We start from the raw sequence: 12148 nt of genomic DNA on the forward strand, positions 1-12148 counted from the left end.
GTTCAGCCGCGAACGGCGCGTGGGCGATAGGCAGTGGGGTAGTAATCGCGGAACCAGGCGACAAACCGCCCCAGTCCCTCATCCAGCTCTATCCGGGGCTGAAACCCGGTGGCCTGGGCCAGGTCGCTGGCCTCGGCGCAGGTATTGAGTACGTCGCCCGGCTGCAGCGGCAGCAGCTCGACCACGGCTTTCTGGCCGAGGTGTTTTTCCAGCAGGGCGAGATAGGTTTTCAGCGCCACCGGGTGCTGGCCGCCGATGTTGAACAAGCGCCACGGGGCCATGCTGCTGGCCGGGTCGGGTTGTTCGCGGTTCCACTCGGGATTGGCCCGGGGTGCCCGCTCGATCAGGCGTGCGATGCTTTCGATGATGTCGTCGATGTAGGTGAAATCGCGCTGATGCTCGCCGTAGTTGAACAGCTTCAGTGGCGAGCCTTCGCTGATGGCCTTGGCGAACTGGATCGGCGACATGTCCGGCCGGCCCCACGGCCCGTAGACCGTGAAAAAGCGCAGCCCGGTGCAAGGGATGCCGAACAGATGGCTGTAGCTGTGGGCCATCAATTCATTGGCTTTCTTGGTCGCGGCGTACAGCGACAGCGGGTGATTGACGCCGTCCTGCACCGAATACGGTGTGCGCTGGTTGGCGCCGTACACCGAACTGGACGAGGCGTAGATAAGGTGCTCGACCGGGTACTGGCGGCAGCACTCCAGGATGTTGAGGAAACCATCGAGGTTGCTGTGCAGATAGGCCCGTGGATTTTCCAGCGAATAGCGCACTCCGGCCTGCGCCGCGAGGTGCACCACCACTTGTGGTCGTTCACTGCTGAACAGTGCTTGCAGCGCCGACGCGTCGGCCAGATCAATCGTGGCAAGTTGGAAATCTCCAGTCTGCTTGCGCACCCAGTCCACCCGATCGTGCTTGAGCTGCGGATCGTAGTAGCCGTTGAAATTGTCCAGGCCGATCACCTGATGCCCGTCGCGCACCAGCCGCAGCACGCAATGAGCACCAATGAACCCGGCCGCACCGGTGACGAGGATTTTCATGGCCGCAATCCGTCGGGCGCGATATGGCGCAGACCGATGCCGCTGTAGTGCAGGCCGGCGGCTGCGACTTGTTCCGGGTTGTAGAGGTTGCGGCCGTCGATGATGACTTTCGAGCGCAGCTTGCTGGCCAGCAGCTCGAAATCCACCACGCGGAAATTCTTCCACTCGGTGCAGATCACCAGTGCGTCGGCATCCTCGAGGGTGTCGTCGCGGGTGGCGCACAGGTGCAGGTCATTGCGGTAACCGTAAAGGCGCCGGCACTCGGACATCGCTTCCGGATCGTAGGCCTGCACGCTGGCGCCTTCGGCCCACAGCGCCTCCATCAGATAACGGCTCGGGGCTTCGCGCATGTCATCGGTGTTCGGCTTGAACGCCAGGCCCCAGATCGCGATCGACTTGCCAGCCAGGCCTTGAGGGAATTGCGCCCTGAGTTTGCTGAACAGAATGTGCCGTTGCGCGTCATTGACGTCGGTGACGCTGCGCAGCAGTTTCAATGGCATGCCGTTGTGTTCGGCGGTGTGCAGCAGGGCGCGCAGGTCCTTGGGAAAGCACGAGCCACCGAAGCCGCAGCCCGGGTAGATGAAGTGATAGCCGATGCGTGGGTCGGAGCCGATACCCTTGCGCACCGCTTCGATGTCGGCGCCGAGCAGTTCGGTGAGGTTGGCCAGCTCGTTCATGAAGCTGATGCGGGTGGCGAGCATCGCGTTGGCCGCGTACTTGGTCAGCTCGGCGCTGCGGTTGTCCATGAACATCAGTTTTTCGTGGTTGCGGCAGAACGGCGCGTACAGCTCGCTCATCTGCTCGCGGGCCTGTTCGTCGCGGGTGCCGACGATGATCCGGTCCGGCCGCATGCAGTCGGCGAGGGCGCTGCCTTCCTTGAGAAATTCCGGGTTGGACACCACCCGCACTGCCAGAGCGCTTTTGCCGCGCCGTTGCAGTTCTTCTTCGGCGGTGTGCAGCACCTGATCGGCCGTGCCGACCGGCACCGTGGATTTGATGATCAACGTGCGATCGTCTTCCATGAAGCTTGCGATCTGCCGCGCCACGTTGAGCACATGGCTGAGGTCGGCGGAGCCGTCTTCGTCGGCCGGCGTACCCACGGCGATGAAGATCAGTTCGGCGTGTTCCACCGCATCGCTGGCCTGGGTGCTGAACAATAAACGCCCGGCCTTGATGTTTTCTTCCAAAGTTGCCGAAAGACCCGGTTCGCTAATAGGCGGTACTGCCTGTTGCAGTTGTTTAATCTTGTTCGGGTCAATATCGACGCACAATACGCGATGTCCGACATCGGCAAGTGCGGCTGCTTGTATCAGGCCAACATAGCCCGTACCAAATACGCTCACGTCCATATTGGCGTGCCTCGTAAGACGGTGATGGAAGATTGAAAATGGAACTGTCAAAAGGGGTATAGCGCAGCGTGGGAAAAGCGTGTCAGCAAAATGACATGTTGCAAGGGTATAACACCCCCATTTTTGGGGGCGAAAGGCCATCAAGTGCTTGCTGTAGCTGGATTTGTCCCGTTCTTGACGTGTTCGAAGAAAACGATAAACGGTCGTAGGCCACGTATTTCAAGGGTTTTAACGACTTGGGTGTGTCAGATTTGAGTCAACGTTTTTTTGACGCTTTTTGATTATGACCGACATTTCTTGCGCTTTAATGGCCCGGTGCTAGTGTCAGATTTTGACCGACAAACCCTTGACAACCTCTCGTCGGACGCACTCCGGAATTGCCATGTTTCGATATCTGAAAGAACTGCTTTTAATTATTTATCTATTGCTTTATTCCGAATATTACCTTGACCGTTTAAATGCGATGGGTATTGGTCTGGCAGTCCTTCTTTTTGGCGCGATGTTTTTGACGCTGACTTTCGCATTAATACTGACAGCCTATATACGTCAGACTTTCATTCGGCATTTGTTCGCATTAACCCTGTTTGTTTCGGCGGTGTTCTTCGACGTTTACACGAGGGTCACCGCCGATTACCTGACCTATAGCAGTTTTGTCTCATTGGTGTACTCCGGCGGCTTCATCCAGGAAGCGGCGTATCAGTACCGGGGGGCGATCATCCACGGGCTGCTCAACGGGTTGCTGCTGTTGTTCGGGATCGGTCTCAAGCCCCGGCACACGATCCCGGTGCCCAACGCCTTGCGGATCGCTGCGCCGTTGTGCGGTGTGTTGCTGCTCAGCGCCGTACTGTTCGTGCGCGCCGGGGAGGGCGCGCGCGGGTTGCCGATCATGTACACGCCGCTGGCCTATCTGAACCTGTTCGGCTACGAAGCGCTGCACAACACCGTCGGTCCGCGTGAGCCGGTGACCCTGGCGCGCAATGGCCCGGCGGTCGGCCACGATATCGTGCTGATCATCGACGAGAGCATTTCCGGCAATTACCTGGACATCAACGCGCCGTTCGGCGTGCACAGCAACCTCAAGCAGGCCCGTCCGGGCGTCGAGATCTTCAATTACGGCTACGCGGCGTCCATCGCCAATTGCAGCGCCGACACCAACATCACCCTGCGCTACGGTGGCACCCGCGCCGACTACATGCGGATCAACAGCACGCTGCCGTCGATCTGGCAGTACGCGAAAAAGGCCGGCCTGCGCACGGTCTACATCGACGCTCAGCGCACCGGCGGCAACCTGCAGAACCTGATGAACGATGCCGAGAAAAAGGACATCGACGAATTCGTGCAATTCGACCAGACCAGCGTGCGCGACCGCGACATGGCTGCCGCCGCCAAGCTGATCGAACTGCTCAACGACGGTAAACCGCAGCTGGTGCTGATCAACAAGGTCGGCGCGCATTTTCCGGTACACGACAAATACCCGGACGCCTTCATGGCCTACCGCCCGACCTTGCCCCGCGGGCAGTTCACGGAAGTCGCCGACACCGGTGAACGCACCGGCTTCAACGGCCAGCCGGATGACTGGGTGCTGTATCGCAATGCCTACAAAAACACGGTGCTGTGGAATGTCGGCGAGTTTTTTTCGCGGGTGTTTGCCCAGGCCAATCTGAACAACGCGCTGCTGATCTACACGTCCGACCACGGGCAGGACTTGCACGAACGCGGCAATCCCGGGCTCAACACTCACTGCGGCGGCGACCCGGTGGAGGAAGAAGGGCTGGTGCCGCTGGTAGTGATTCAGGGCGATCAGTTGCAGACACTCGACTGGTCGGCGCAACTGGCGGCGAACAAGGATCGCTCCAGTCACTACAACATCTTCCCGACCCTGTTGCAGTTGATGGGCTACGACCTGCCGGGAATCGAAGCGGTGTACGGCAAACCGTTGAGCGTGGCGACGGCGGACGAATTCACCTTCAACTACCGCTTCAACGCGCGGCTGGGGGCCAAACCCGAGTGGAAGCACATCGATCTGAACAGCATCGTGACGCCGGGTGAAGCGCCGACGAGTGTGGCGGTGGGTCAGTAACGCGTCGGTATCCGCTATCCTTGGCCGACACGGATCGATCGGATGGCGGCATGCTCCAGGTTCAAAACGTCTTCAAAAGCTACCTCACCCCGCAAGGCCCGTTGCCGGTGCTGCAAGGCATCGACCTGACGCTCAGGCCCGGCAGCAGTCTGGCACTGATGGGCGAGTCGGGCAGCGGCAAGAGCACGCTGCTGCACCTGATCGCCGGGCTCGACAAGGTCGACAGCGGCAGCATCAGCAGCGGTGAACATCGGCTCGACCGGATGAACGAGGCGCAACTGGCCAACTGGCGGCGCACCGAAATCGGTCTGGTGTTCCAGCAGTACAACCTGATCGGCAGCCTGCGGATCGAGGACAACCTGGCGTTTCAGGCGCGGCTCGCCGGGCGGCATGACCCGCGCTGGCAGCATCATCTGGTGCAGCGCCTGGGGCTGGGCGAATTGCTCAAGCGCTATCCCGAACAACTCTCCGGCGGCCAGCAACAGCGGGTCGCGCTCGGCCGGGCGCTGGCCGCGCAACCGAAACTGCTGCTGGCCGACGAGCCCACCGGCAGCCTCGACGAAGCCACCAGCGACGAAGTGCTGCGACTGTTGCTGGAATTGCTCGACGACACACCCACCACCTTGCTGATGGTCACCCACAGTCAGCGCGTGGCGGCGCGGCTGGCGGAGCGCGTGGTGCTGTCCAGCGGTCGGTTGACATGAAGGTTTTCCGCCACGCGCTGATGGCGCTGCTCAGTCACTGGCGGCGCCATCCGGTGCAGTTTTTCAGCGTGCTGACCGGGTTGTGGCTGGCCACCAGCCTGTTGACCGGAGTCGAAGCCCTCAACAGTCAGGCGCGGGACAGTTACGCGCGGGCCAGCCAAATGATCGGCGGCGAACCTCAGGCCAGCCTCAGCACGCCGAACGGCGCGACCTTTCCGCAACAATGGTTCGTCGACCTGCGGCGCCTGGGCTGGCCGGTGTCGCCGGTGCTGCAAGGGCGCCTGATGCTCAAGGGCCACGAAAACCAGCGCCTGCAGTTGATGGGCATCGAACCGGTGTCTTTACCCGGTGACAGCGCGGTGGCCGGGCAGGCGATGCCGATTGAACGCGTCGTCGAATTCTTCACCCCCCCGGGCAGCACCTGGATTTCTCCCGAGACCTTGCGGGCGCTGAACCTCGCCGAGGGCGCGACCCCGGCCAGCGAAACCGGCCAGACGCTGCCGCCGCTGCGGGCGCAAACCGACATGGCCCCCGGCGTGCTGCTGGTGGACATTGGCGCCGCTCAGCGCGTGCTCGAACAACCCGAGCAACTGTCGCGTCTGCTGCTGCCGAAGGATTTTCACGCCGACGTCCCGGCCGCGTTCAAAGGCCAGTTGCAGCTCAAAAGCAGTGGCGAGGAAAACAACCTTGCGCGTCTGACCGAAAGCTTCCACCTCAACCTCAATGCGCTCGGGTTTCTCTCGTTCATTGTCGGTTTGTTCATCGTCCACGCGGCCATCGGTCTGGCGCTTGAACAACGCCGGGGATTGCTGCGCACCTTGAGGGCCTGCGGGGTCAGTGCGCGAATGTTGATCGCTTGCCTGATCGTCGAGCTCGGCGCACTGGCGTTGATCGGCGGGCTGTTCGGCGTGGTCAGCGGTTATTGGCTGGCGAGCGTGCTGTTGCCGGACGTCGCCGCCAGCCTGCGCGGTCTGTACGGCGCGGAAGTGGCGGGGCAGTTGCGTCTGAGTTCGTGGTGGTGGTTCAGCGGCATCGGTTTGAGCCTGCTCGGCGCGTTGCTGGCCGGGGCTAACAGTCTGCTGCGAGCGGCGCGTCTGCCGTTATTGGCGGTGGCGGATCCGCAGGCCTGGCATCAGCAACATGCGCGCTGGTTGCGGCGTCAGGGTTGGGTGGCCGGCGTGTGTGCGTCGATTGCCTTGGCGGCGCTGGTGTGGGGCAACAGTCTCGCCAGCGGTTTTGTGTTGATGGCGGGGCTGTTGCTCGGCGCCGCGCTGGCGTTGCCGGTGTTGCTCAGTGCGCTGCTCAACGGTTTGCTCGGGCGCAGCCGTTCGGTGCTTGGGCAGTGGTTTCTCGCCGACTGCCGCCAGCAATTGCCGGCGCTGAGCCTGGCGTTGATGGCGTTGCTGCTGGCGATGGCGGCGAACATCGGCGCCGGCAGCATGACCGCCGGTTTCCGCCAGACCTTCAACGACTGGCTCGAACAACGGCTCACCGCCGAGCTCTACCTGAACCCGAGCAACCCGGCGCAGGCGCGAGAGCTGTCCACCTGGCTCAAACAGCAACCGAGCGTCACCGCGATCATGCCCAACTGGCAGGTTTCGGTGACGCTGCAAGGCTGGCCGGCGGACGTGTTCGGCATCATTGATCATCCGCACTATCGCCAGCACTGGCCGCTGCTCGAATCTCGGGGTGATGACCCGTGGGCGGCGCTGGCCAAGGACGATGCGGTGATGCTCAGCGAACAACTGGCGCGTCGCTTGAAAGTGACGCCGGGCGATCACCTGACGATCCCCACGCCGGGCGGGTCATGGTCGCCGCGTATCGTCGGGATCTACGCCGATTACGGCAATCCCAAGGGCCATGTGCTGGTCAACAGCAATCACCTGTTGCGCGGTTGGCCGCAGCTGACGCCGAACCGCTTCAACCTGCGCATCGACCCGCCGAAGATCCCGGCGCTGCTCACGGCCTTGCAGGCGCACTTCCAGCTCGATGACAGCCGGATCGTCGATCAGGCGCGACTCAAGGGCTGGTCGGTGCAAGTCTTCGAACGCACCTTTGCCGCGACCGCCGCGCTGAATAGCCTGACGTTGGCCGTCGCCGGCGTGGCGCTGTTCATCAGCCTGCTGACCCAGAGCCAGAGCCGCCTCGGCCAGCTTGCACCGTTGTGGGCGCTGGGTGTGACGCGGCGGCAGCTGATGCTGCTCAATCTCGGGCAAACGTGGCTGTTGGCGCTGCTGACGCTGGTGCTGGCCTTGCCGTTGGGCATCGGTCTGGCGTGGTGTCTGGACGCGGTGATCAACGTGCAGGCCTTTGGCTGGCGTCTGCCGCTGCGGGTGTTTCCATGGCAGTTGCTGCAACTGATGGGGCTGGCGCTGCTGGCGACCTTGCTGGCCTCGGCGTGGCCGCTGTATTCGCTGTACCGCACGCAACCGGCGGACTTGCTGAGGACGTTTGCTCATGAGGACTAGGTTTGCGCTGGTGTTTTTGGCGTTGTTGCTCGGTGGTTGCGACAACCCCACAGCGGAGCAGAAGGGTTTCGCCGGCATGGGCGCTCAGGCGCAGGCGTTTACACCGGTGGTGCCGGGGCGGGTGTTCAGCTTCCCGGCGGATCACGGCGCCCATGACGGCTTTCGCATCGAATGGTGGTACGTGACGGCCAATCTCAAGGATGCGCAGGGCAACGATTTCGGCGTGCAGTGGACGTTATTCCGCAGCGCCCTGAACGCCTCGCCGCAGCAACCGGGCTGGGCCAACCAGACGATCTGGCTCGGGCACGCGGCAGTGACCTCGGCCAGCGTCCACCACGCCGCCGAGCGTTATGCCCGTGGCGGCGTCGGGCAGGCCGGGGTGCGTGCGGCGCCGTTCGAGGCGTGGATCGATGACTGGCGTTTCGTCAGTCAGGCGAGCGATCCGCTGGCCGACCTGCAACTCAGCGCCCGGGACAAGAACTTCAGCTACCAGCTGCGCCTGACCTCCAGCCGCCCGCTGGTGCTGCAGGGCGACAAGGGCTTCAGCCAGAAATCCGAACAGGGCCAGGCGTCGTATTACTACAGCCAGCCGTTTTTCCAGGCCAGCGGCACCCTGCAGATCGACGGTCAGACCTACACCGTCAACGGCCCGGCCTGGCTCGACCGCGAATGGAGCAGCCAGCCGCTGACCGCCAACCAGACAGGGTGGGACTGGTTCTCCCTGCATCTGGACGGTGGCGAACACGTCATGCTGTACCGCATGCGCCAGAAGAAAGGGGCGCCGTACCTGACCGGCACGTGGATTGCCGCCGATGGCCAGACCGAAACCCTGCACGCCGAGCAGATCAAGCTGACCCCGCAAGGCACTGCGAAGGTCGCCGGCCGTTCGATGCCGGTGCGTTGGTCGATCGAGATCCCGACGAGGAATCTGCAGATCACCCTTGATGCAATCAACCCCGACGCCTGGATGAACCTGCGCATTCCGTATTGGGAAGGGCCGGTGCGCCTGAGCGGCAATCGGGGCGGGCAGGGCTATCTGGAAATGACCGGGTACTGATTCCGCGCACCGTGCCTGCGAAGGAATCGATTGGAACTCTGTCCAGGATGCCCCCTCTACCGAGGAACATGGCCGAGGATCCGATCCATGAGCGAGGAACTGAAATCTCCAGACCTGACGACCTGGCAGCAAATGTTTGACGATCAGACGTACTGGCAACAATCCCCGGATGCCCATTACTTCGATCTGCAGCGCATTGCTGACGATTTGCTCGGCCAAGGTGCCATCGATCTTGAACAGTGGCAGATTCTCAGAGCCAAGGCCGATGACCTGCACAAGGACTCGCCCGCCATGAACGTCACGCGGGAACTCGACGACCCCGAAGCCTGAGGAGGCCTGGAATGAACACTGTCCCTGATAACGAGCACCCCGACGAACCTCGTCCGCCGGGTGAAACCGAGCGCGACAACGACGCACTGCGTCCCACCGATCCCAAACAGCGGCAGAGCTCCGGGAAAGGCACCGCCAGTGGCGAGTCCACCGCGCAGGACACCGCGCAACGATCGCGGAACAAACCCTGAAGGGCGTCTATGCTCAGTGGCACATCCGTCGCTGACCACGTTGGCGATGGATGCTGCCATCCATCACAGGGAATGTATCGCTTATGAAGCTCCAAGCACTGACGCACGCCATAGCACTTGCCACCGTCCTTTCTACGGCCAGCCTTTCGGCGATGGCTGCCGATATACCGCTGTCGGCCGCTGTCGAGGCCGACCGGGTCACCACCAAAGTGCTGGCGGTTGACCCGGCCAATCATCAAGTGGTCCTGGAAGGCGCGGAAGGTCGCCAGGTGCACATTCAGCTCAGCGACAAGGCGAAAAACCTCGGTAATTTGAGAGTGGGCGATCTGGTACAGATCGAAGTGACCCGCTCTGTGGCCGCTTATCTGGACACCGACGTGGATAAAGGTCTGCCTGGCTCCACCGAGCGCACCGGTGAACTGCGCAACGCCGTGGGCAGCAGCAACCCCGGTGGCGAGGCTTTCCGCCAGGTTCAGGTCCAGTTGAAAATCACCAAAATTGATTTGGCGACAAACCAGGTCACCCTGGAAAACCCTTCGGGCCAGTCGAAAACCCTCAACGTCGAAAAGCCTGAGATTCAGGCCAAACTGAAAGATTTGAAAGTCGGGCAAAGCGTCGTGGTCACTTACACCGATGTATTGAAAGTGACCAGTCAGCATGAAAGTTGAGTATTGACTCTACAGAATGGCTGTTCTTGTACAAGTAATTGTATGAGAACAGTCATATGAGGTATTCGAGGTGGTGATGTCAGAAAGTTTGTCGGGAAATATCGACGAATATTTTCTTTAACTTTTCAGTACATAAATTTCATGTTGAAGCAGGACGACATATCCGCCAATTTCCATTAAAATCCTTCGCGTTCGCCCAGTGTCAGGGCTCTTTACCGGTGCATGGATTGCCAGGCCATTACACTGGGCGAACACCTCCTCGGAGTGGAGGCCAAAGAATTCAGATGCAAAAAGGGCGACTTTGAAGTCGCCCTTTTTTATTGTCTTACGATTTGGCGGGTCGCATGCCCTGTTGTAACTGAAGGCGCTTGAGCGTTTCCTGATACATGGTGGTGCGGCGGTGCTGTTTGCCGTATCCACCGATAGCGGCCACGGTGCCGGCCTGGATGTGATCCAGGTAGCGGAAGATCGTCCGCGGCGAGAGGCATTTGATGCCGTAGCCAAGGCTGCTTAAACGATCCTGCAGCGTGTATCCCGGGACCCGGTCGTCCATCGAAAAATGCAGCCCGTGAGCCTTGATCAACCGAGCATTCCACAAGGTGCAGAAGCTTTTCAGGTGAGTTTCCCGGTAGGGTTTTGGATCTCGGGACGGCAACCCGAAATGCTGTTTTGCCCGGCGGAAATAGTGTTTGAAATAACGAGAAGACAAACGCCAGGTGTCTCTAAGGACGCCTCGATCCAATTGTTCGACGCAACCGACCGCCGCTGTATCCAAAGATTGCATGCACTCATTCATCATCATCGAAAAGACAGTACTGTCAAAAACGAAAGTATCGGTGTGCAGCAAAAACAGGTAATCGGTTTCAACTTTCGCAAGTGCCAGATCAAGTGCCTTGCCATGAGCAATATGCCCCGCTTCCTTGCCGGGAGAAGGGCGCTCGATCAAGTTGATCCAGTCCAGGGACCGCAAGTAAATCAGGCTTTCATCGGCGGAATCGTTGTCCACCACCCACACCGGAATTTGATGCTCCTTGACGTATTGCTGAAGAAACTCCAGGCACATCCGGGTTATTTCCGGCGTCTTGTAATTGACCAATACAAGACTGAAGGCGGGCAGTTGTTTAGAGGTGGAATCGATCGCACTCATGGTCCGGGCTCACTTCAAGTTGAAGGGTTCTGCTGACGGCAATCAGCACACAGAACCGCTGCTTTGTGGCCCGGGATGGTAGGGACGCAACCTTAGTTGAAGCTTAATTTCCGAGCGCCCGGGCCGGGCGACTTGTTACCGCTTGCGACACCGGCGAGGCGCTTGGCGATCAAGCGCGGTTCCACGGTAAGATGCGCCGCCCTTTCAAGTTCAAGGAAAACAACGGCCCGCGCCGTTCGCCAAGGATGAAACCACTTTCCCTCTACCACCCGGCCCTTTACTGGCTGCGCGTGTGGCAAAAAAGACTGTTCCGCCACATCGCCTGGCACTGCTCGAGCAAACGCTACGCGCGGCCTGCCACGACGTCCGGGCGACTGCCTTACCGCTACCTCAAACACACCTCAAAACTGATCCGCAAACTCGGCGACTCCGACCTCGCGCTGCAACACAACAAAGTCATCAACCTCAAACTCGCCGTCGCCGCCATCGACGGCGTCACCATCGCCCCCGGCGAATATTTCTCCTTCTGCCGCCTCGTCGGCCGACCGACCCGCCAACGCGGCTACGTCGAAGGCATGGAACTCTCATTCGGCGAAGCCCGCACCGGCATCGGCGGCGGCATCTGCCAGCTCAGCAACCTCATCCACTGGATGGCCATTCACTCACCTCTGGTCGTCACCGAACGCGCCAACCACAGCTTCGACCCCTTCCCGGACGACGGCCGCGTCCTGCCATTCGGCTCAGGCGCGGCAATCTTCTACAACTACATCGACCTGGTGCTGCACAACCCGACGGATCGCAGCTTTCAGCTGAAGCTGAAGGTCGGGGAGACGCAGTTGGAGGGGGAATTGTTGTGTGATCGGGAGCGGGCTTATCGGTATCACGTGTTTGAAGTGGGGCATCGGTTTGTGCGGGAGGGGGAGCGGGTGTATCGAGAGAATGAGATTTGGCGGGAGGTGAGGGAGAAGGGGCAGGTGGGGGCGTTGGTGGAGAGGGAGCGGTTGTATGGGAATCGGGTGGTGGTTAAGTATGAGGTGGGGGAGCAAGTCATCGAAATGCAGCAGTAGGTTGTGTTTTTTGCCTTAAGGTTTTGAGCCTGTGACGGAAAAACGCA

The 12148-nt window shown here is 60.7% G+C and carries 11 protein-coding genes; 8 read left to right on the top strand and 3 right to left on the bottom strand.

Annotated features, from left to right (window positions below):
* Positions 1 to 2: 2 nt before the first annotated feature.
* Together PDR5_RS10795 and PDR5_RS10800 are read right to left on the bottom strand one after the other, a co-directional pair.
* Complete coding sequence (locus tag PDR5_RS10795) at positions 3 to 1040, bottom strand: NAD-dependent epimerase (protein WP_064595233.1); 1038 nt, start codon at positions 1038 to 1040, stop codon at positions 3 to 5.
* Positions 1037 to 2389, bottom strand: a complete 1353-nt coding sequence (locus PDR5_RS10800; protein WP_064595235.1) for a UDP-glucose dehydrogenase family protein — start codon at positions 2387 to 2389, stop codon at positions 1037 to 1039. The genes PDR5_RS10795 and PDR5_RS10800 overlap by 4 nt, the downstream gene beginning before the upstream one ends.
* Before the next feature lie 382 nt (positions 2390 to 2771).
* Here PDR5_RS10800 and PDR5_RS10805 point away from each other — a divergent pair, with 382 nt between their 5' ends.
* The 7 genes from PDR5_RS10805 (at position 2772) to PDR5_RS10835 (ending at position 9887) form a co-directional block, all read left to right on the top strand.
* The gene (locus PDR5_RS10805; RefSeq protein ID WP_064595237.1) at positions 2772 to 4469 is read left to right on the top strand and encodes a sulfatase-like hydrolase/transferase; all 1698 of its coding nucleotides are present in this window, start codon (positions 2772 to 2774) and stop codon (positions 4467 to 4469) included.
* A 50-nt stretch (positions 4470 to 4519) separates the two neighbouring features.
* Positions 4520 to 5173, top strand: a complete 654-nt coding sequence (locus PDR5_RS10810; protein ID WP_064595239.1) for an ABC transporter ATP-binding protein — start codon at positions 4520 to 4522, stop codon at positions 5171 to 5173.
* Positions 5170 to 7641 carry an ABC transporter permease gene (locus PDR5_RS10815; RefSeq protein WP_064595241.1) on the top strand — a complete coding sequence of 824 codons (2472 nt, stop codon included), beginning with the start codon at positions 5170 to 5172 and terminating at the stop codon, positions 7639 to 7641. The genes PDR5_RS10810 and PDR5_RS10815 overlap by 4 nt, the downstream gene beginning before the upstream one ends.
* Positions 7631 to 8698 carry a lipocalin-like domain-containing protein gene (locus tag PDR5_RS10820; RefSeq protein WP_064595246.1) on the top strand — a complete coding sequence of 356 codons (1068 nt, stop codon included), beginning with the start codon at positions 7631 to 7633 and terminating at the stop codon, positions 8696 to 8698. Before PDR5_RS10815 ends, PDR5_RS10820 begins: the two co-directional genes overlap by 11 nt.
* 87 nt (positions 8699 to 8785) lie before the next feature.
* Positions 8786 to 9028 (top strand): hypothetical protein, encoded by a 243-nt coding sequence (locus tag PDR5_RS10825; protein WP_064595248.1) that lies wholly within the window; start codon positions 8786 to 8788, stop codon positions 9026 to 9028.
* Between the two features lie 11 nt (positions 9029 to 9039).
* The gene (locus PDR5_RS10830) at positions 9040 to 9219 is read left to right on the top strand and encodes a hypothetical protein (protein WP_039767781.1); all 180 of its coding nucleotides are present in this window, start codon (positions 9040 to 9042) and stop codon (positions 9217 to 9219) included.
* Between the two features lie 83 nt (positions 9220 to 9302).
* Complete coding sequence (locus PDR5_RS10835) at positions 9303 to 9887, top strand: hypothetical protein (protein ID WP_064595250.1); 585 nt, start codon at positions 9303 to 9305, stop codon at positions 9885 to 9887.
* 325 nt (positions 9888 to 10212) lie between these two features.
* Here PDR5_RS10835 and PDR5_RS10840 read toward each other — a convergent pair whose 3' ends face one another.
* Entirely contained in the window at positions 10213 to 11034 is an 822-nt protein-coding gene (locus tag PDR5_RS10840; protein WP_064595252.1) for a glycosyltransferase family 2 protein, read from the bottom strand.
* 245 nt (positions 11035 to 11279) lie between these two features.
* Between PDR5_RS10840 and PDR5_RS10845 the strand changes: the two genes are divergently transcribed.
* Positions 11280 to 12101 carry a VanW family protein gene (locus tag PDR5_RS10845; protein WP_064595254.1) on the top strand — a complete coding sequence of 274 codons (822 nt, stop codon included), beginning with the start codon at positions 11280 to 11282 and terminating at the stop codon, positions 12099 to 12101.
* Positions 12102 to 12148 lie beyond the last annotated feature (47 nt).

This window comes from Pseudomonas sp. DR 5-09, assembly GCF_001655595.1.
In the GTDB taxonomy this organism is placed as follows: Bacteria; Pseudomonadota; Gammaproteobacteria; order Pseudomonadales; family Pseudomonadaceae; genus Aquipseudomonas; species Aquipseudomonas pharyngis.